The sequence below is a fragment of the Collinsella tanakaei genome, from assembly GCF_016900375.1.
Classification (GTDB): Bacteria; Actinomycetota; Coriobacteriia; order Coriobacteriales; family Coriobacteriaceae; genus Collinsella.
Genome location: NZ_JACJKB010000003.1, coordinates 1 through 17,565, shown reverse-complemented (window position 1 = coordinate 17,565; position 17,565 = coordinate 1). Strand labels below are relative to the sequence as shown.

The window sequence follows — 17,565 nt, the reverse complement described above, 5'->3', positions numbered from 1 at the left end:
CGCAAGGCGTGCTCGGCGACGGGGCGCGGTATCGTTACGGTCACCAAGGCGGCGGCTACGTTTACGGTAAAAGGTGCCAAAGCTGTACGAAATCGCATGAAGAAGTGATTCAATGTGTCCCATCGAGCGGGCCGGATGGGCGCATGCGCGCCGATGCTCCCGCTCGTTTTCGCGGACGCGCCAAGCACGGAGGTGCGCTGCGACGATAACAGCGAGGTGATGACCTCATGGGATATGTCGATATCGGCAAGGTGGAGGTATTCCGAGGTACGGGCGGCGATTCGTCGCCGGTGATCTACGTGATCGACTCTCCGGACCATCCGGTCGGCGTGTGCGCGGTCGCCGAGGGGCGCGCCTCCACGGTGGTGAGCGTGCCGGTTCGCGACTGGAACGACAGCCTGACGCCGTGGAAGGCCCCGGGCTTGCGCCGCGGTGCGCCGCGCTTTGGCGGCGATGCGGTGTCGACGCTCGCTGAGCTGCGCGAGACGGTCGTCCCCCTTGTCGAGGCGCAGACAGGCGCACGCCGCCCGGCGCATCGCGCGATCTGCGGCTATTCGCTCGGCGGCCTGTTCTCACTGTTCGCCTTCACGGGCGATCGGATCTTCTCCGCCTGCGCATGTCTTTCCGGATCGCTGTGGTACCAGGGCTGGGTCGACTATCTTGGCGAGGCGCCGTTCGACGGGGCGGGGCGCTACGCCTTCTTCTCGCTGGGCAAGAAGGAGCCCAAGGCGGGGGCGCCCATTATGCGGAGCGTTCAGGACGATATGGACGCCTGCGCACGCATCCTGCGCGAGCGCGGCTGCGAAGTCGATTGCTCGCTCGGTCCGGGAAACCACATGCAGCATCATCGCGAGCGCTTCGACGAAGGCCTCAACGCGCTCGAGGCGCATCTGGCCGGCGTGCGATAACGCCTACGAGCGCAGAACCTTCTCGAGTGCCTTGCCTCGGGCGAGCTCATCCACAAGCTTGTCGAGGTAGCGGGCGTTCTGCTCGATAGGGTCCTCGATGGCGGCGACGTCGATGCCGCAGATCTTGCCGGTGATGAGCGAGCGGTTTGGGTTCAAGCTGGGCGCCTCGGTGAAGAAGGTCTCGTAGGTCACGTTTCGCGCAAGCTGGCGCTCGAGGCCCTCTCGGTCGTACCCGGTAAGCCAGCAGGTGACGGTGTCGACCTCCTCGCGCGTGCGGCCCTTGCGCTCGGCTTTCTGCACGAGCAGGGGGTAGATCTGGGTAAACGAAAGCTGGGAGATGGGTTTACGGGGCATGGGGCCTCCTGTCGTGGCTTTACTGCTGGGCGAGCGCTCGCAGCGCGTCCGCCGAGCCTGCGGCGGTATCGAGGTGCAGCGTGAGCTCGATGGGCGTCACCGTGAGGGTCACCACGTCTGAATTCTCATAGGTGATGACTTCGAGGACCTGGATCTCCTCGGTGTCGGAGGCATCTTGGCCCAGCTTCACGGTCGTCGGCTGCCAGACCTCGATCAGGTACTCCTCGGGCTCCTTCGGCTTGCGGGTCAGCCCGTTTTCCGAGCTGAACGGCGCAAACGCAGCCTCGACCGTCGGTTGGTCCGTGACCTCGGCGATCACATCGCCCGTGGCGGCGTCGCGTACCACGGCGCGGCTGAGCTTATCCCATTCGACATCCTGCAGCTGCTCCGCAGCTTGCGTCGCGTTCTCGACGACGTTGGTGATCGCGTTGGCAAGGTCGTCCGCCTCGTCGCTGCCGAGGCCGAAGCATCCCGACAGGGGGAGGGCGAGCGCCGTGGCGAGCATGCCGATTGCAAGGGTGGTGCGGATTCTCATAGGGGTGCCTTTCGAAGTGCGCGGATGGAAGGGGGTCTTGGCTGGTTTCGAGGCTCAGTGTACCCGACGCGGCGGAGGGCAGCGGCGGCGCCCGGAATCTGCCATGGATGTTCGGCGGGCGGACGCCGTGCGGAGGCGGGCGAGGGGCGCGATCGGACTCTACGGTCCGTAGGTGGCGCGTGGCCTGCGCGGGCGGCATACTGGGGCACGAACGAAATGCGGCGCGCAAGGCGCCAACCGAAGGAGGGGCACCTGTATGGCAACCTATCTGACTGCCGATACCATCAAGGGCCTGCGCGAGCAGCGCGGCCTTACGCAGCGCGCGCTTGCCGAGGCCGTCGGCGTGACCGACAAGGCGGTATCGAAATGGGAGTCGGGGCGCGGCCTTCCCGATATCTCGCTCGTGGAGCCGCTGTCCGCGGCGCTGGGTGTCTCGGTGGCAGAGCTGCTTACCGGCGATGTGCGCCAGAACGCCAACCGGGCGGGAAACCTCATGCGCTGCAAGTTCTACGTGTGCCCGATCTGCGGCAACGTGGTCCACGCGCTGGGCGAGGGATCGTTTTCGTGCTGCGGCGTGCAGCTTGTTCCCTGCGAGGCGGAGGATGCGGACGGCGACCATGCCATCGCGGTGGAGCGCATCGAGGACGAGTGGTACGTCACGCTCGACCATCCCATGCAGAAGGACCACTACATCAGCTTTATCGCCTACGTCACGATGGATGGCGTCATGCTCAAGAAGCTCTACCCGGAGCAGGAGGCGGCCGCGCGCTTCCGCATGGGGGCATCCGGCATCATCTACGCCTACTGCAACCGCCACGGTCTGATGCGTGTGCGCACGCCGAAGCGCGAGCGACCCGTGCGCGGGAGCATCCCGGGGGAGCGCGCGCAGTAGCGCCTTTGCGCCGGGCGCTTTGGGTGTGAGGAGCGCCTGAGGTCAGCAGGATGCGCACCGGCTGATGGCGCGGTACGCGACCGCGCCGCCGGCGACGATGACGCCGGTCACGATCAGCGTGACGCCCGCGGCGACCCATGACCCTTCGGATGCGAAGCCGGCGGCAAGCGTCGAGGTCGCGATCGAGGGAATTCTGCCCACGGTGGTGATGGCCGCGATACGCCACCATGGGCAGGTGCTGAGGCCTGCGGCGTAGGCAAGCACGTCTTTGGGCGTGCCGGGAATCAAAAACACGATGAACATGATGAGCTCGAAGCGCTTCGAGTCGCGCAGCCAGGAGATGCTTGCGAGCTTTTCTTCCGAGAAGAATGTCCGCACGACGCGCATACCGAAGGTTCTGACGAGCGCGGTCACGGCAAGCGTGCCGATGAGGCCTCCGACAAGGCATATGGCTGTGCCCTCGATGAAGCCGAACAGGTAGCCCGCAGCGAGCTCGACCGGCTCTCCGGGCAGAACGGCGATTACGATCTGCGCTACAACGAGCGCTGCCATGGCGGCGGGGGCGAGGGGCCCCTGCGCGTCGACCCAAGTGCGAAGCGATGCTCCGTCGGAGAAAAACGACCAGAGGGCGGGCCCGAGCGCGATGGTCGCTGCGATGGCGGCTATAACCGCGAGCGTGATAGCGACCATAAGCATCTTGCCGGTGGCAGCGCTGGGTTCGGCCTTGTCGGGTATCGCGTTGCCAGCAGGGGCAGTGCAGTCGCTCGGGTTGAACATGGATTCGCTCCCTTTCTCTTCACTTCAAGAGACTAGGGGGCGGAAATCTACAATCCGTCAACGTTTTGACAAGATGGTGCCAGGTACAAACTTGTCACCCGTGTGCCTCGTCGGTGTGGGATAGCTGGACGAGAGCCAGGCAGGCGAGGCCGATGCCGAGCAGGCAGAGCGCGTGGCGCGGCTCGACCTCGTCCATGATGGTGAGGGCGGTGACGCCGACGCCCATGGCGAGGGCGACCGCCTTGAGCACGAGCTCGACAAGGACGGGAACCTTCGTGCCCGGGGCCTCCTGGACTTCCTCCTGCGCGGCGCCTTTCACCTTGAGCAATTCGTCGACAGAGGTATCAAGGAGTTCCGCCAGTTTGGGCAGCGAGGCGACATCCGGAAACGAGAGGTCTCGTTCCCACTTGGAGACAGCCTTGTCGGTCACGCCCATCTGGCGGGCGAGTTCGAGCTGCGTCAAGCCCTTCTGTTTGCGAAGCGCGGCGATGGTGGCACCGAAGCTCTGTGCGGTCATGATCGGTCCTTTCCGGGTACGTGTGCGGTGGACCCATCGTTTCACGGGAGGGCCACGCACTCAACCGACGGCTGGTTTAGTTTACTCGACCGCCAGTAGAGTCCCGGTTGAGCGACAAGATGGTGCCAGGTACAAACTTGTCGCCTACTTGAGTAGAACCTCGATCACCACGACGAAGGCCGCGATTACCGCGACGAGCAGTGCGGCAAGCCCCCATGCCTTGGGGTTGCCCCAGTTCATGGCCCAGCCGATGCCGAAACGCCGGGGCACCACGACGGAGGGGTCATTGCGGTTGACGTAGAAGACGCCGAGCTTCCAGCGCTCATCGTCATCGAAGTCGAGCGAACTCGAGGCGGTCATGCGGCGCAGGAGCCTCGATCCAGCCTGTCCGTAATACAGTGAGACGGCGAGATTGGGGATGATGGCGCCGATGATGATGACGACGAGCGCGACGATGGATTGCTCGGAGGTGACGACGCCGGCGAAAGCGAGCGGCATAAGCGCGATCGACGCGGTTATCACGAGGCCCGTGACGAGCAGCGCCGCGCTTTGCGCGCGGGCGAACATGCCATAGGCGATGGCGGAGGCGACGGGGTGCTCGGGCGAAGTCGGCCTGCGGCTCCTGAGTATCTGCCAGTGCGACGCGGTGAGACAGAGCGCCATGAACGCCTGGACGGCGATTGGCATGGCGACGACCTGCCACCCCTTCGCCATGTAGTCGTCGACCGCGCCCGCGGCGTCGAAGTGCACAGGCACGGGGTCGGGCATTGCGGGGTAGAGCGCGAGCGTGAGGCCAAGCGTCGCCAGAATCACGGGCAGGTACAGGAGGTTCCAGGACAGCGGAAGCGGTCGGGGCGCATTCGCCTCTGCCGTGCCGGCGACGGCGGCGAGCCGTGCCGTGCGCGTTTGCCAGCCCTCCGCGCGCTTGATCGCCTGCACGCGCGTGCGAAAGACGAGCATGAGCACGAAGCCCACGGCTACCGGTACGCACACGACCGTCGCCATCGCAATCGGGTATGTGGAGGAGAGCACGAGGGTTGCGACGGCGGACGCGGCCGAGACCACGAGGACGCAGGCGAGGTAGACCAGCCGCATCCGATGGATGCGGGGATCTTTCTGCGCGGCCTCGGGCACGCTCACCGCGAAGGCCTCGCGCCCGCGGGTAAGCCAGGGTGTCGCGGCGATGAGCAGGCCGGAGAGGAAGGTGATGAGCGCCATCGACACGTTTGTGATCAGCGCGATAAGGTGGGGTGACATGTATGCTCCTAGTCCAGGTTCGCTGCTGCACGCTTTGCGGCGGCGATGAACGCATCCTGCGTGCCGCCACTCGCCTTGAATTCGGTAGCGAGTTTAGTGAGCGCTTCCGTGAGGTCCGCCTCACCCATACCAGCGGCCGGATCGGCGGGGACGTCTGCCACATAGGCGCCGCGTCGGCCGAGCATGATGACGTAGCCCTCGTCGCGCAGCGTTGCGTATGCCTTATTGACGGTATGCAGGTTGATACCCAGGTCCTCGGCGAGCGAGCGCACGGAGGGCAGGGCGTCGCCGGGGTGCAGCTCGCCGGCGGCGATGCCGGCTATGACGGAGTTGCGCAGCTGCAGGTAGAGCGGCGTCTCCGAGAGTTTGTCGACGGTTATGACCATGGTGCTCTCGATTCGTAAAATTGTTCTATATGAACTATAGCAAACAGATCAGAGGAGTGGTAGTATGCCGCCAACTGTTATATCTGACCTATAGCAGAGATAACACAATGGCAGGCAGGAGGCATCCATGGAACGATCTGTCCTTGAAGTGAGCCATTATCGGAAGGAGTACGGTGGTCATATCGCCGTACGCGACCTTTCACTTTCGGTGGCGCCCGGCGAGATCTGCGGCTTTATCGGCCATAACGGTGCCGGCAAGACCACGCTCATCCGTTCGGTGGTGGGTGCGCAGCCTCCCACATCGGGTACGGTGCGGGTTTGCGGTCACGACGTGTGGCGCGACGCGATCGCTGCCAAGCGCCTCATGGCCTACGTGCCGGATAACCCTGACGTCTACGACTTCCTTACCGGCATGCAGTACCTGGACCTCATCGCGGACATCTTCGGTGTGGGCGTTGCCATGCGCCGCCAGCGCATAAGCGAACTCGCGACGCGCCTGGAGCTTGCCGGCGTCCTTGGGGATCCGGTGTCCGCCTACTCTCACGGTATGCGTCAGAAACTCGTGCTTGTGGGCGCGTTGGTGCACGACCCGACGCTTCTCGTGCTGGACGAGCCGTTCGTCGGCCTCGATCCGGCGGCATCCCACGAGCTCAAGGTCATCCTGCGCGAGCGCGCAGACGCCGGCGGCGCGGTGTTCTTCTCGTCCCATGTGCTCGAGGTCGTGGAGAAGCTCTGCGACACCGTGGCCGTGATTCGACACGGCGAGCTTGTCGCCTTCGGTCCCACCGATGAGGTACGCGGCTCGGCGTCACTCGAGGACGTGTTCTTGGAGCTTGTCGAGAATGGCTCCGATGTCGCGGACGCACCTCGCGTTTAGTTACCTGCGATCAAGATAAGGAGAAGTCATCATGAAGTCGGCCAAAACTCATATCGTTGCGAGTACCGCCCTGTGTGCGCTCACCCTCGCCGTGCTCCTCGCAGCCCGCGGATTCCTGCCCGACCAGGTTCCCATGCAGTGGAGCCTCACGGGCGAGGTGAGCTCCTACTGGCCACGCGACGCCGTGGTGTTCGGCGTACCCGTCGCCTGCGTGGCGATTAACCTCCTCGTGTCGGCGAGGCTCGCGGGCAGGGGAGAGGGCCGCATCGCCATGTACTACATCACGCCTGCCATTGCGCTCATAGCGGTTGTCATCATCGTCTTGTTGGGGACGAGGTGAGTGCGGTGATTGCCGTTTCCGGAGGTCAGGGGCTCCTCACGCTGCTGCGGCTTCAGGCGGGGGCGTTTCTCTACAGCCTCGGCGTACGGCGCGGGTCCGGGCGCCTGCGTGTCGCCGGCGCCTGCGTGCTCGCTGTCCTTCTCGCTGCCATGGCGGCCGCCTATATGTGGGCGCTCGGGTCCGGTATGGTCGCCGCGCGAGCGGGGGAGGCAATTCCCGCACTCGCCGCGCTCGCGGGTTCGCTTGCCGCGGTGGCGCTCGTGTTCGTGAAGGCGCCGGGTACGGTTTTCGGTTGCCGCGACTACGATCTCGTGACGGCGCTGCCGGTGCCTGTGCGCACGGTGGTGCTCGTGCGGACGGCTCCGCTCTACGGCTTCGGTATCGCGCTTTCCGTGCTGCTGTCGGTTCCGTTGTACACGGCGTACTTTCTGGTGGCATCTCCGGCTCCGGGAGCGGTTGCGATGGCGGTTGTCGTGTCCGTGCTGGCACCGCTTGCGCCCGCGGCGGTGGCCACGATCGTCTCGCTTGCGCTCACATCGGTCGCCGTGAGGTTCCGTCATGCAGGCGTGGTCCAGCTTGTCCTGTCGACGTTGCTTGTTGTGGGCGTGGTTGCCGGATCGTTTGCGTTCAGTGAATCGTTTTCCGGTGCCGACGACGTCGCTGTTCTCGCGGCGATGGGCGATATGGCGGGCGCGCTCTCCGCGGCGGTCTCGTCGGTGTACCCGCCTGCGGCATGGGCGGGCGCCGCTGTCGTTGGCGGGTCTGCGACGGGCCTTGCCGCCTTCTGCGCGCTGTCGCTCGCGTGCCCGGCTTTGGTGACGCTGGGCCTTGCCGCCCGTTATTCCGCGGTGAACGCCTTGGCCGCATCGGGTCCCCGCAGCCGTCGTAAGAGAGTAAAGGTTTCGGCGGCGACAAGCCCGCTTTTCGCCCTCACGCGTAAGGAGCTGCGCCGTATCGGATCCATGCCCTTCTATGCTATGAACGGCTGCGCGGGTCTGCTCCTCATGGTGATGGCGTCGGTCGCGGCATCCGTGTTCGGGGTGGATGCCCTGCTTTCCTCCGGGGTTGTCGACGGCGTGCGTCTCGACGCCCAAGCGGTAGAGGCAATGCGCGCTCAGATAGATGCGGCGCTGCCATGGGTATTCGGGTTCTGCGGCGCTATGTCGCTCACAGCGGGCCCCTCGGTCTCGCTCGAGGCGCGCGCGAACTGGCTTATGCTCACGGCGCCGGTGGGAGCCGGAACCGTGCTGGCATCGAAGCTGCTCGCCAACATCGTGCTCGGTGGGGCCGCGGTGGCGGCTTCGGCCGTGGCGCTCCTCGTCGGAGGAATCGCTCCCCTGATCGTCCTGCAAAGCGCTGTCTGCGCGATGGGTATGCTCGTCGGTTTCGCCTCGGTCGCGCTTTCCATCGATGCCGCGCGCCCCAATTTCGCCTGGACGTCTCCCTCCGAGATCATCAAGCGCGGCCTGCCGGTGATGGCGGGGTCGCTCGGCGGGGTGCTTGTGTCGTTCGGTCTCGGATTCCTCTCGGTGACGGCCGCCGACGTCTTCGGGCCTGCGGTGTCGGCTGCAATCAACCTCATCGCTCCTGCCGCCTGCGCGCTCGTCGGCCTCACTGCCCTTCGCTTGGTTGCTCACCGCGGCCTTCCGGGTCTCGGCTGGTAGCGACAAGATGGTGCCAGGTTCAAACTTGTCGCACTGAAGGTACGGCATCCCTTCTTGAAAACGAACACATGTTCTGTTATCGTGAGGAGACAATAGGCCCCGAACAGGGAGGTCGAGATGGCTTACGACTTCAAGAAAGAGTTTCGCGACCTGTATCAGCCCAAGGCCAAGCCGTCGTTCGTCGATGTGCCGGCGATGACCTTCGCCGCCGTGGCAGGAACGGGCGATCCCAACGAGGAAGGCGGCGCTTATAGCCGTGCGCTGGAGCTGCTGTACGCGTTCTCCTACGCCGTGAAGATGTCCAAGATGGGCGACTGGCAGCCAGAAGGCTACTTCGACTACGTCGTGCCGCCGCTCGAGGGTCTGTGGTGGGGCGGTGCAGGCGCTTTCGACGGTGCGTCGATTGCGGATAAGAGCGCGCTCTCATGGATCTCGCTTATCCGTCAGCCGGATTTCGTGACGCCCGAGTCGTCCCCGAGACTTCTCGAGATGGTCGCCGCGAAGAAGCCCGCGCTTGCCGACGAGCTTGCATCTGGGAAGCTCCGGCTCGTCCGTTTTGCCGAGGGACCGTGTGCGCAGGTGATGCACCGGGGCCCCTACGATGACGAACCGGCAACCGTCGCCGCACTTACCGCGTTCATCGCGAAGCAGGGGTTTGCGACGGATATCGTTGCGGGCGGGGAGTCGCCCGAGGGGCATCGGGCGACGGCGACGTTCGATGCCGGGGCCTTGCTTGCAGCGCTCGATGCGGATGGTGCCGTGCCGGTCGTGCGCCTGCACCACGAGATCTACCTCGGAGACCCGCGTCGCACCAAACCTGAGAAGCTGCGCACGGTGATTCGTCATCCCGTTCGAAAGCGTTGAGCTCTGTACGATATCCAGGCACAGGGCAGCTGCATGCGTGCTTTGCCGGACGAAGCCGTTACGCCGCGGCATGCTGCGGGTGCCTTAGTCACCCGGTCTTGTCATCATCACTAAAAGAAATAGGTATTTTTGATAAGAAATATAAATGAACATAGAACTGCTTGGTCTCTTCAATCTGATCGGTGGGCAGGCAGGCGAGCAGGTCGCTGAGCCGGCTCAGGAACTCATCTTTCGTCATGATTGCGCTCCCTCCACGTACGCGTAGATCTCCTGTACGGACGGCCATTCGGCGAGGAACTCGCCGATGCGCGCTCGGCCGGTATCGGTGATGCGGTAGTACTTGCGCAGCCGCCCGTTGTGCTCGGCGGTTCGCGCCGTGATGCACCCGGCCTTCTCGAGCCTTTTCAGCAGCGGGTAGAGCGTCGACTCCGTGAGCCCCATGGATGCGGGCACGTCTTTCACGATCTGGTAGCCGTAGGACTCCTCACCGGAGACGGCAGCGAGCACGCATGCCTCCAGAAAGCCGCGCTTCATCTGGGCTTCCATCCGCACACCTCCTTTCGTCTTATACTGTACGACACATACTATACGGCACAAGGTATAAGACGTCAACAGGTTTTGTGGAGCAATTCGGAGAGGGGGGTAGGAGCTGCAATCTGCCTCGCCGGCCACGACGGAAATGGCTTCTTGCCAATTTGAGTAATAGCAGGTCAGAGTGCCTGTAAAGCACTTTATACTGCAATTTGGGCGCCACTCGTCTACGTTTGAGGCGTCGAATGGGTTGCGAAGGATCGGATGGGTGTATGGACGTCGGCAACCAGATCAGGGAGCGTCGCACGCGGCTCGGCATCTCCCAAGAGGAGCTCGCGCAAAAGCTCTACGTGAGCCGCGTCACGGTCAGCCACTGGGAGACGGGCAAGACCCTTCCCGACGTCCAGAGCATGCTGCTTCTCGCGAACCTCTTCGGCACCACGATCGACGAGATGGTGAGAGGGGATGTGGACGAGATGCGCGAGATGATCGAGAAGAACGAGCGGAGGACGAGGACGTTCGCGGTGGTGCTTGCGACGGTAGAGGTGGTCGTGCTGACGGCGCTCGCCGTGACGGCGGTCGCGGGGCGCGAGTACCTGGAGCCGGTGCTGCGCCTGCTGCTCGCGGTGCTCGCGGTGGCGTTCTCGCTCGTCATGACCGCGGCGCGCCACCGACGAGACCCCGAGGACGTCAAAAGTGCCGCCGAGCTCCTGGGCGCGGCGACGGGCGAGCCCGCTGAGGTCGCCCGCGCGAGCGGCGCCTCCCTGGGGATGCGGCTCGTCCTGCAGGTCTTCGCGGGCCTCGCGGTCGGCGTCGGCGTGCTCGTGGTGGGCGATATCCTCCTCGACCCCGCGTTGTTCCGCGGACTGGCGGTAATCCTCGCCGTCACTGTGGCACTTGCGGCGTCGTTCGCCCTGGGGCGGCTTGCGAGGCGGGCGTGGACGGCTGCCGTCCTACCGGCGCTCTGGGCCGCGGGCTCCGTCGCCCTCGGCGCGGCGACAGGCGGACTCGACGCTCCCCGCGACTGGTTCGTCGTTGCGGGCGGAGCGGTCGTGCTCCTCGCGTTCTGGGCGATCGGGCGGAGCCGCCGCGGGCGGGAGTTCCGACAAGGATGACGTTGGGGGCGTCCCCATGAGCGTCGATACCGCGCTGCTGTCTGCCCGTCTAGACGACGTTTCTATATAGCCGTTTACTGGGTAGTGAGTTGGGCGTACGCGGGTACAATGCTGCTAGGAAGGGGGAGGCTAATGACGACTCGCGATGCCATTCAGGCGGCTTTTTCGAACATCCTGAAAGACTATGACGTTAAAGAAGCGTATGTTTTCGGTTCCTATGCGCGCGGGGATCAGACTCCTGATAGCGATGTCGACGTGCGCCTCCTCTGCGGGAGCGGGATGACCTATGGGGCGCTGTACGATATCCAGTTGGCCTTGCAGCGGCAGCTCGGATGTGATGTCGACATCGTGAGCGCAAAGCCGCATCAGATGCGGTCGAGCTTCTACGACTCTATCAAGGACGAGGAGGTGCTCTTGTATGAAGCAGGTTGAGCGCGATTCGAGAATCATCACACGCATGCTTGAGGATATCGAAACGCTGCAAGAGCGCGTCGCCCATTTCAACCTCACGGCGCAGTCGTTCGCAGATGATCGGTCGTTTGAAGGGGAGATTGCGTTCGACGCTACCATGAATCCTTTGTATCGCATCGTCGAAGACGCCCGTCATTTTTCAGACGAAGTCACCGAAAGCATGCCGGAGATACCTTGGCATAACATACGGGGATTTCGCAACATCGTGGCCCATGGTTATTGGGAGATCGACCGTGATGCTGCTTGGCTGATCATCAGCGACGACATTCCCGTTCTTGCGGAGGCGCTCAAGAGTTATCGAGATGAACGGCTGGAGCAGTAGAGAAGCGGATGCGACGCATTTCGTGAAATAACGTCAGGTGTAGTTTCATGTGCATTCGTTTCGCTGCTGCATGCAGCGGCGCAAAAGACGGTCGGAGCCATTTCAAGGTGTAATGGAGTCGTTGCGCCCTCAGATGGCGGGAGCCTTCCGCGCGGCGCCTCCGCGTCTCCGTGCATCCATATGCCCCCTGCGGGTAGAATTACCCCAGATGTTCCCTCCCGAGGAGGCACGCATGACGACAAACCTCTAGCCGATGACGCCTTACGCTTTCGCTATCGGATGGAGGGACAGTTATGTCGAAAATCAGGGAGATGCTGCCCGGTGAGTACGGGCTGCTGGACGAGTTTCTATACCAGGCAATCCACACCGAGCCGGGCGAGCCGCGCCCACCACGCGCCGTGCTTACGGACCCGTTGCTGCGCGCCTACGTCGAGGGCTTCGGCCGCGCCGGCGACGTCGCCGTCTGCGCCGAGGAGGGCGGCGAGGTCGTGGGGGCCGCCTGGGCGCGCCTCATGCGCGGCTACGGCTTCGCGGGGGACGGCGCGTCGGAGCTCGCCGTCTCCGTCCTGCCGGGCCATCGCGGCCGCGGGTTGGGGACTGCTTTGCTCTCCGCCCTCATCGAGCGGTGCTCCGAGCTCGGCTACCCCGCGCTGTCGCTCTCGGTGCAGTGCTCCAACCCCGCAGCGTGCCTCTACGAGCGGCTCGGCTTCCGGGAGGTCTCCGGCGACGACAGGGAGGCCGTGATGACGCTCCCGCTCGGCAGGCGTGACGAGAGCACCCGAGGGGGTGCCCCCTTCGAGGAGGCGCGTGCGGTGGCCCTGCGGGTGCTGACCGCTCCCGGCCTCGCCGTGAGGGCCTGGCTCCAGGGAGGCCTCGTCCCCTGGGTCGCCTCCGGGCGCGACTCCGGGAGGCCCCACGGCGACGTTGACGTCTCGGTGCGCCTGGGCGACATGCCGGCCGTGCGCGCATGGCTCGCCGCCGAGGGCCTGTACGACCCCGCGCTCGACTCGCTCAACCTGGGATGCAACGGGGGTCGCGACGACTTCGGGGTCCACGCGCTCGTCGACGGCGTGCTCGTGAGCTTCTGCCCGTTCCGCTTCGAGGGAAATGACCTCCGCCAGCGCAACGCCGCGCTCGCGGCGACCGACGGCTTCGACGCCCTGCTCGAGGCGGTCGTCCCTGGCGTCGAGGAGCGCGACCTCTTTGAGGGGCGCACACTGCCGGGCGGCGCCGTCATCGGCTGCGCCACGCTCGAGTCCGTCCGCGCCGCCAAGGTCGCGAGCGGACGCGAGAAGGACGCGCACGACGTCGCCGAGATCGACCGCATCGGCTACGACCCCGCGCGCTACGCCCGCGTTGCCGCCGCCTACGGGGCCATGCGCGTCGAGTGCGTGGCGCACGGGGAGTAGGAATAGGAGCGGCCCCGGATGGGGCTGCGGAGAGCGGAATGAGAATGACCGCAAGAGAGGGGCGAGCCGCAGCGGCTCGCCCCTTCTCGTAGGCTGTCTCGATTCTATGCGGCGCTCACGGGGATCTCCACGTCGCCCACGGTCACGCTGACGATGTCGCCCGCGGCCACGATGCGGTCGTAGGTCACCGTCTTGGTGACGGCGCTCGTGCCGTCGTCCCGCTTCACGGCGGTGGTGTTGGCGTTGGTCGCGTCGAACGTGGTGCCGTCCGCGAAGGTCACGGTGACGGGGAGGCCCAGTACCGCGTCCTGCTTGGCCCGCGCCTCGTCGCTCAGCCTGCCCGAGGGGCCGAGGTCGCCGATCTGGCGGTCGATCGTGTAGTCGACCGTGACGCCGACGGAGGACACCGCCACGGCGTCAATCGTGACGCCCGTGCCCTGCCAGGTGGTCTCCTGGCCGGCAGGAAGGTCGACGGTCGTGTCCACGTAGTTCATCTCGAACTTGAGGTCCCAGTCGCCCATGGCTATGGCGCGCGAGTCCTCTCCCTCCAAGGTGCGGATGCCGTCCATCGAGAAGCGCATGGTGCGCCCGATGATGCCCGCGTCGTTCCAGGTGGTGAAGCCCATGGACTCGGCGTACTGGATCGTGTTGTCATTCGGGTCGGCGTCGTAGAACCACGCCGTGCCACCCCCGGCCACGGTGCCGTCGACGTGGCAGGCGGCGTCGGCCACGAGCGGCAGCACGCCGTTCTCGTTGGGCTCGACCCCCTCGAGCGCGGAGGGGTCGTCGAACTCGACGTCGTACACGACGGTGAAGTTCGACCGATCGCCCACCACGGCCTCGGCCGTCACGGTGACACCGTTCGAGCTCGCGCTCGCGCCGATCGGGCGGCCGACCTCGTTCAGGAGCTCGGTCTGGGCCGGCGCGCCGCCGAAGACGTCGGAGAGCACGTCGGCCGGGTTGGGCAGCACGCCCGCCGCCACGGCGACGGTGCCGCCCCCGCCCAGCGCGAGTGCCAGCGCGAGCCCGGCGGCGACGCGCGCCCAGCGGCGCGGTCGACGGGCGGGGCGCCGTGCGGGCATGGTCAGGATGTCGGCCGCGGCCTCGGGCCGCGCGTCCTTCTTTGCTGCGACGTCGCGCAGACGTGCGGTCATGCGAGCCTTGGCCTCATCGGAGAAGTGCAGGTCGTTCATAGAGCGGGTGTAGGAATCAAGCGGAGAAGTCATCGTAGTCTCCCTCCAGGTCGTCTCTCAGCCTTGCCCGGGCGCGGCTCAGGCGCTGGCGCACGGCGTCGTCGGTGGCGCCGACGATCCGCGCGACCTCGCGCGTGGGGTAGCCCTCGTAGTAGTGCAGGTAGACCGCCTCGCGCTGCGGCAGCGGGAGCGCCATGACGGCGCCGAGCACACGCTCGTCGCGTCTCCGGAGCGCGTCTTCGCCGGGCGCTTGTGACGCCGCCGGTTCCGGCACGGCGTCGAGTTCCACCGCCGGGTGAGCGCCGCGGTCGCGCAGCAGGTTCTTGCAGGCGTTGGCCGCCACGCGTATGATCCAGGCGCGCTCGTGGCCGGGGTCGCGGAACGGCTCGTCGCGGCAGATGAGCTTCACGAGCGTGTCCTGGCAGACGTCCTCGGCGTCGGCCGTCGAGCGCAGGTAGGTGTAGCACACGCGCAGGACGAGGTCGGCGTAATCGCGCACGAGCCGCTCGGGGTCGCGGTCGGGCGTGCGGTTCGGTCCCGTCATCGGCAGCCTCCTCTCGTGATTCGTCAGGCGTCTCGGGGTCGCAGCTGTCTTTCCCCTTCGCCTATTACACACGGGAGAGGAGGGAATGTGATGGGGCTTGTGAGAGAAATGTTCTTGTCATCAATGGAGGCGAGCGGGCAACTCGCTTTACCGCGTTTCGTCGGCGTTGCCGTGTGCGGCGGCGCATGCGAGAATGGTTCTGTTCTCGCGACCGAAGGAGCCCCGTGAGTAATTTGCCCTCGCACCGTCTCGATCCGCGCATGCTGCGCGTGTGGTGCATCTCGGACGTCATCGGCATAGCGGTGGTTGCCGTGTTGGCAGTTGTTGCTTGGTTTGTTGTTCGCCATCTGGGCGGTGACGTCTTCTGGGTCTACCTGGTGGCCGGTGTGATCGAGGCCATCTGCGTGGGCGACCTTCTCATCTCCCCGCGTGTTGAGTACGCAACATGGCGCTACGATGTCACGCCCACCGACGTCGACCTCTACCACGGCGTTTTCACCAAGAAGCGCGTGCTCGTGCCCCTTGTGCGCGTCCAGCATGTGCAGACCAAGCAAGGGCCTATCCTTCGGGCGCACGGCCTGGCGACGGTCACCGTCTCCACGGCGGGCGAGAGCTTCGAGATTCCCGGCCTTGCCGAGGACGATGCCAACGAGCTGCGCGACCGCGTGGCCGAGCTCGCGCGCCTCGCTAAGGAGGACGTGTGAGCGCGGGCGAGAAAGATGCGCTTGGCACGCCGGGCGTTGACGTCAATGGCCTGGAGAAAGATCTCGAGCGGCTGGCCGTCCCGGAGCACTCGCTTTTCGAGGACGCGGATGCCACCCCGGCGGCGCTTCTTGGTGCGCACCGCGCCAACCCGCTCTCGGTGGTCGTCGAGGCATTCAAGATGTCGTCCGGCTTGGTGGTGTTTGCCGCGTTTTTCCTGGCGCCTGACTTCTTTGCCGGGGATCTGGGAACGCTTCCCAAGCTGATCCTGGCTGCTGCGGCCATCTTCGCGGTCTGCCTGCTTTTGAGCCTTGCCGTCTGGCGTTTCAGGACTTGGGAGCTCACGGCGGAGGGAGTTCGCCTGTGCCGGGGTCTGTTCAACCGACGCAGCCTCACGATTCCCTACGAGCACATCCACACGGTTACGATGAGCTCCTCGCTGCTCGACCGCGTCTTCGGCCTCATATCCCTTGACCTCGACACGGGCGCTGCTGCTTCGGAGGGAGAGACATCCAAGATTTCCGGCCTTCGTGCAGGAGAGGCTGGAGATCTTCGCGAGGAACTCTTTCGCCGCAGGCGCGCTGCCGACGGACGGGCTATGGTGGGTGAAGAGGGTTCGGCTGCGGCCGACAGACGGCTCGAAGAGCAACCGCTTGCCACCTTCTCGCTTGCAGGCCGCGAGCTCGTGCTTGCCGCGGCGTCGCAGATGAGCGCCGGTGGCCAGGCAATCGCGCTCGTGGTCCTCCTCGTCAACGGGGTCAATCAGCTGATCGAGTGGGAACTTCTCGATGTCGTTGGGAAGGGCTCGGAGCTCGTGGCCGGCATCGCCCCGATGATCGTGCCCGTGGTCCTGGCGTTTCTTGCCACCGCGTTTCTCTTGGGTGCGGTCGTTTCGTTTGCAGCCAATCTCGTGCGCTACGCGGGGTATCGCGTCGAGCGCTATGCGGACCGCGTCGTAGTCGAACATGGCTTGCTCTCTCGGTCGTCGCATGCGCTTGCGATGGGCCGCGTGCAGTACGTGGTGGTGCGCCAGGGTATCATCCGCCAGCTCATCGGGTATGCCGAGGTTTCGGCGCAGGTGGTTTCCGCTCCGGGGGAGACCGACGGGGAGCCCTCGGGCAGTGTGCTTATGCATCCGTTTATTCGCGTGAGCGAGATCGATGCGTTTCTTGCCCAGGTGCTTCCGGATTACGCGGGCGTTCTTGCCAGTGCCGAGCTGGGGCGTCTGGGGTGCGTTGCGCGCAGACGCGCCGTGGTACGCGCGGTGATCTGGTGGCCGTTCGCGACGGCGATCTTTTTCGGCGTGCATTGGCTGTTCGGTCTCTCCGACCTGCTTGCGAATGTCGGCTGGTTGCTGGAGCCGATGCTTGTGGCGGGGATGTTGCTGAGCGCGGTGCTGCTCGTGGGGCTCGTGGCGGATGCTCTTCGAGCCTGGGGCGCGGCGCGTTACGGGCATACCGTCCGCGAGCTGGTGCTCGTTACCGGTGGCCTTACGCGGCTCACCGTGATCGCGGTGCGCTCCCGCCTGCAGCGCGCGGAGGTGCGCGCCAACCCCTTCCAGCGCCGTGCCGGTGTGGCTACGTTTTCCGTCCGTACTGCGGCGAGCGATGCCGGCGGCCTCTCTCTTCGCGACCTGCCGGCCGATGCGGCGGATGAGCTTCTGGCCTGGTACCGCCCGCGCAGGTAGCCGACAAGATGGCGGCAGGACGGTGCCAGCTCCAATCTTGTCGCCATCCTGTCGCAAAAAGTGGGGACATTGGATGGGTTTTAAGCTCCGGGTCCAGACAAGCGCCTTTTTTAATATGAGCTGAACATTGTCAAGAGGCAAAACCGGCCCGACCGCCCGCGGAGCTACCGCGACCGGTCGGGCCTACCTATCTTCACCCGGGCTGGCTGCCGCCTGAGGG

Annotated in this window: 22 protein-coding genes; 12 read left to right on the top strand and 10 right to left on the bottom strand. The window is 65.3% G+C overall.

Translation table 11 applies throughout. From position 1 onward, the window contains the following. Window positions 1-227 precede the first annotated feature (227 nt). Window positions 228-908 carry an alpha/beta hydrolase-fold protein gene (locus tag H6A16_RS02540; RefSeq protein WP_204615853.1) on the top strand — a complete coding sequence of 227 codons (681 nt, stop codon included), beginning with the start codon at window positions 228-230 and terminating at the stop codon, window positions 906-908. Window positions 909-911: 3 nt separating this feature from the next. Here the strand turns inward: H6A16_RS02540 and H6A16_RS02535 are convergent, their stop codons facing one another. Both H6A16_RS02535 and H6A16_RS02530 read right to left on the bottom strand, forming a co-directional pair. Further along, a complete protein-coding gene (locus H6A16_RS02535) occupies window positions 912-1,262 on the bottom strand; it encodes a DUF2200 domain-containing protein (protein ID WP_204615852.1) in 351 nt (116 codons plus the stop codon). Between the two features lie 19 nt (window positions 1,263-1,281). Beyond that, window positions 1,282-1,797 (bottom strand): hypothetical protein, encoded by a 516-nt coding sequence (locus H6A16_RS02530; protein ID WP_204615851.1) that lies wholly within the window; start codon window positions 1,795-1,797, stop codon window positions 1,282-1,284. Between the two features lie 256 nt (window positions 1,798-2,053). On the opposite strand from H6A16_RS02530, the gene H6A16_RS02525 reads away from it, so the two are divergent. Next, window positions 2,054-2,689 carry a helix-turn-helix domain-containing protein gene (locus H6A16_RS02525; protein ID WP_204615850.1) on the top strand — a complete coding sequence of 212 codons (636 nt, stop codon included), beginning with the start codon at window positions 2,054-2,056 and terminating at the stop codon, window positions 2,687-2,689. A 42-nt stretch (window positions 2,690-2,731) separates the two neighbouring features. Here H6A16_RS02525 and H6A16_RS02520 read toward each other — a convergent pair whose 3' ends face one another. The 4 genes from H6A16_RS02520 to H6A16_RS02505 all read right to left on the bottom strand — a co-directional run bounded on the left by H6A16_RS02520 (window position 2,732) and on the right by H6A16_RS02505 (window position 5,626). Continuing rightward, window positions 2,732-3,466: a TVP38/TMEM64 family protein gene (locus H6A16_RS02520; protein WP_204615849.1), complete on the bottom strand. Its 735-nt coding sequence runs from the start codon at window positions 3,464-3,466 to the stop codon at window positions 2,732-2,734. 94 nt (window positions 3,467-3,560) lie between these two features. Then, window positions 3,561-3,983 carry a helix-turn-helix domain-containing protein gene (locus H6A16_RS02515; RefSeq protein WP_204615847.1) on the bottom strand — a complete coding sequence of 141 codons (423 nt, stop codon included), beginning with the start codon at window positions 3,981-3,983 and terminating at the stop codon, window positions 3,561-3,563. 144 nt (window positions 3,984-4,127) lie between these two features. After that, on the bottom strand, window positions 4,128-5,240 hold the full coding sequence (locus H6A16_RS02510; RefSeq protein ID WP_204615845.1) for a DUF1648 domain-containing protein: 1,113 nt from the start codon (window positions 5,238-5,240) through the stop codon (window positions 4,128-4,130). Between the two features lie 8 nt (window positions 5,241-5,248). Next, a complete protein-coding gene (locus H6A16_RS02505) occupies window positions 5,249-5,626 on the bottom strand; it encodes a GntR family transcriptional regulator (RefSeq protein WP_204615843.1) in 378 nt (125 codons plus the stop codon). 127 nt (window positions 5,627-5,753) lie between these two features. Between H6A16_RS02505 and H6A16_RS02500 the strand changes: the two genes are divergently transcribed. The 4 genes from H6A16_RS02500 (at window position 5,754) to H6A16_RS02485 (ending at window position 9,371) form a co-directional block, all read left to right on the top strand. Continuing rightward, the gene (locus H6A16_RS02500) at window positions 5,754-6,503 is read left to right on the top strand and encodes an ABC transporter ATP-binding protein (protein WP_204615841.1); all 750 of its coding nucleotides are present in this window, start codon (window positions 5,754-5,756) and stop codon (window positions 6,501-6,503) included. A gap of 31 nt (window positions 6,504-6,534) precedes the next feature. Further along, window positions 6,535-6,843, top strand: a complete 309-nt coding sequence (locus H6A16_RS02495) for a DUF1648 domain-containing protein (protein ID WP_204615839.1) — start codon at window positions 6,535-6,537, stop codon at window positions 6,841-6,843. Between the two features lie 5 nt (window positions 6,844-6,848). Next, window positions 6,849-8,507, top strand: a complete 1,659-nt coding sequence (locus H6A16_RS02490) for a hypothetical protein (protein ID WP_204615837.1) — start codon at window positions 6,849-6,851, stop codon at window positions 8,505-8,507. 117 nt (window positions 8,508-8,624) lie between these two features. Continuing rightward, entirely contained in the window at window positions 8,625-9,371 is a 747-nt protein-coding gene (locus H6A16_RS02485; protein WP_204615835.1) for a GyrI-like domain-containing protein, read from the top strand. A gap of 88 nt (window positions 9,372-9,459) precedes the next feature. Here the strand turns inward: H6A16_RS02485 and H6A16_RS02480 are convergent, their stop codons facing one another. Continuing rightward, window positions 9,460-9,609: a hypothetical protein gene (locus H6A16_RS02480; protein ID WP_204616208.1), complete on the bottom strand. Its 150-nt coding sequence runs from the start codon at window positions 9,607-9,609 to the stop codon at window positions 9,460-9,462. After that, on the bottom strand, window positions 9,606-9,917 hold the full coding sequence (locus H6A16_RS02475) for a PadR family transcriptional regulator (RefSeq protein ID WP_204615833.1): 312 nt from the start codon (window positions 9,915-9,917) through the stop codon (window positions 9,606-9,608). Before H6A16_RS02475 ends, H6A16_RS02480 begins: the two co-directional genes overlap by 4 nt. Before the next feature lie 257 nt (window positions 9,918-10,174). On the opposite strand from H6A16_RS02475, the gene H6A16_RS02470 reads away from it, so the two are divergent. The 4 genes from H6A16_RS02470 (at window position 10,175) to H6A16_RS02455 (ending at window position 13,219) form a co-directional block, all read left to right on the top strand. Next, complete coding sequence (locus H6A16_RS02470) at window positions 10,175-11,017, top strand: helix-turn-helix transcriptional regulator (RefSeq protein ID WP_204615832.1); 843 nt, start codon at window positions 10,175-10,177, stop codon at window positions 11,015-11,017. A gap of 132 nt (window positions 11,018-11,149) precedes the next feature. After that, window positions 11,150-11,449 carry a nucleotidyltransferase family protein gene (locus H6A16_RS02465; protein ID WP_204615830.1) on the top strand — a complete coding sequence of 100 codons (300 nt, stop codon included), beginning with the start codon at window positions 11,150-11,152 and terminating at the stop codon, window positions 11,447-11,449. Beyond that, the gene (locus H6A16_RS02460; RefSeq protein WP_204615829.1) at window positions 11,436-11,810 is read left to right on the top strand and encodes a HepT-like ribonuclease domain-containing protein; all 375 of its coding nucleotides are present in this window, start codon (window positions 11,436-11,438) and stop codon (window positions 11,808-11,810) included. Before H6A16_RS02465 ends, H6A16_RS02460 begins: the two co-directional genes overlap by 14 nt. A gap of 293 nt (window positions 11,811-12,103) precedes the next feature. Beyond that, window positions 12,104-13,219: a GNAT family N-acetyltransferase gene (locus tag H6A16_RS02455; protein WP_204615828.1), complete on the top strand. Its 1,116-nt coding sequence runs from the start codon at window positions 12,104-12,106 to the stop codon at window positions 13,217-13,219. 104 nt (window positions 13,220-13,323) lie between these two features. On the opposite strand, the gene H6A16_RS02450 is transcribed toward H6A16_RS02455, so the two are convergent. Both H6A16_RS02450 and H6A16_RS02445 read right to left on the bottom strand, forming a co-directional pair. Further along, entirely contained in the window at window positions 13,324-14,445 is a 1,122-nt protein-coding gene (locus H6A16_RS02450; RefSeq protein ID WP_204615827.1) for a DUF4179 domain-containing protein, read from the bottom strand. After that, complete coding sequence (locus H6A16_RS02445; RefSeq protein WP_204615826.1) at window positions 14,429-14,956, bottom strand: RNA polymerase sigma factor; 528 nt, start codon at window positions 14,954-14,956, stop codon at window positions 14,429-14,431. The genes H6A16_RS02450 and H6A16_RS02445 overlap by 17 nt, the downstream gene beginning before the upstream one ends. A 224-nt stretch (window positions 14,957-15,180) precedes the next feature. Between H6A16_RS02445 and H6A16_RS02440 the strand changes: the two genes are divergently transcribed. Together H6A16_RS02440 and H6A16_RS02435 are read left to right on the top strand one after the other, a co-directional pair. Beyond that, on the top strand, window positions 15,181-15,660 hold the full coding sequence (locus H6A16_RS02440) for a PH domain-containing protein (protein WP_204562304.1): 480 nt from the start codon (window positions 15,181-15,183) through the stop codon (window positions 15,658-15,660). After that, window positions 15,657-17,345: a PH domain-containing protein gene (locus H6A16_RS02435; protein WP_204615825.1), complete on the top strand. Its 1,689-nt coding sequence runs from the start codon at window positions 15,657-15,659 to the stop codon at window positions 17,343-17,345. The genes H6A16_RS02440 and H6A16_RS02435 overlap by 4 nt, the downstream gene beginning before the upstream one ends. Window positions 17,346-17,565 lie beyond the last annotated feature (220 nt).

Coding starts and splice junctions, on each gene's coding strand:
- H6A16_RS02540 (WP_204615853.1), top strand. CDS start 228: ATGGGATATGTCGATATCGGCAAGGTGGAGGTATTCCGAGGTACGGGC.
- H6A16_RS02535 (WP_204615852.1), bottom strand. CDS start 1,262: ATGCCCCGTAAACCCATCTCCCAGCTTTCGTTTACCCAGATCTACCCC.
- H6A16_RS02530 (WP_204615851.1), bottom strand. CDS start 1,797: ATGAGAATCCGCACCACCCTTGCAATCGGCATGCTCGCCACGGCGCTC.
- H6A16_RS02525 (WP_204615850.1), top strand. CDS start 2,054: ATGGCAACCTATCTGACTGCCGATACCATCAAGGGCCTGCGCGAGCAG.
- H6A16_RS02520 (WP_204615849.1), bottom strand. CDS start 3,466: ATGTTCAACCCGAGCGACTGCACTGCCCCTGCTGGCAACGCGATACCC.
- H6A16_RS02515 (WP_204615847.1), bottom strand. CDS start 3,983: ATGACCGCACAGAGCTTCGGTGCCACCATCGCCGCGCTTCGCAAACAG.
- H6A16_RS02510 (WP_204615845.1), bottom strand. CDS start 5,240: ATGTCACCCCACCTTATCGCGCTGATCACAAACGTGTCGATGGCGCTC.
- H6A16_RS02505 (WP_204615843.1), bottom strand. CDS start 5,626: ATGGTCATAACCGTCGACAAACTCTCGGAGACGCCGCTCTACCTGCAG.
- H6A16_RS02500 (WP_204615841.1), top strand. CDS start 5,754: ATGGAACGATCTGTCCTTGAAGTGAGCCATTATCGGAAGGAGTACGGT.
- H6A16_RS02495 (WP_204615839.1), top strand. CDS start 6,535: ATGAAGTCGGCCAAAACTCATATCGTTGCGAGTACCGCCCTGTGTGCG.
- H6A16_RS02485 (WP_204615835.1), top strand. CDS start 8,625: ATGGCTTACGACTTCAAGAAAGAGTTTCGCGACCTGTATCAGCCCAAG.
- H6A16_RS02480 (WP_204616208.1), bottom strand. CDS start 9,609: ATGACGAAAGATGAGTTCCTGAGCCGGCTCAGCGACCTGCTCGCCTGC.
- H6A16_RS02475 (WP_204615833.1), bottom strand. CDS start 9,917: ATGGAAGCCCAGATGAAGCGCGGCTTTCTGGAGGCATGCGTGCTCGCT.
- H6A16_RS02470 (WP_204615832.1), top strand. CDS start 10,175: ATGGACGTCGGCAACCAGATCAGGGAGCGTCGCACGCGGCTCGGCATC.
- H6A16_RS02465 (WP_204615830.1), top strand. CDS start 11,150: ATGACGACTCGCGATGCCATTCAGGCGGCTTTTTCGAACATCCTGAAA.
- H6A16_RS02460 (WP_204615829.1), top strand. CDS start 11,436: ATGAAGCAGGTTGAGCGCGATTCGAGAATCATCACACGCATGCTTGAG.
- H6A16_RS02455 (WP_204615828.1), top strand. CDS start 12,104: ATGTCGAAAATCAGGGAGATGCTGCCCGGTGAGTACGGGCTGCTGGAC.
- H6A16_RS02450 (WP_204615827.1), bottom strand. CDS start 14,445: ATGACTTCTCCGCTTGATTCCTACACCCGCTCTATGAACGACCTGCAC.
- H6A16_RS02445 (WP_204615826.1), bottom strand. CDS start 14,956: ATGACGGGACCGAACCGCACGCCCGACCGCGACCCCGAGCGGCTCGTG.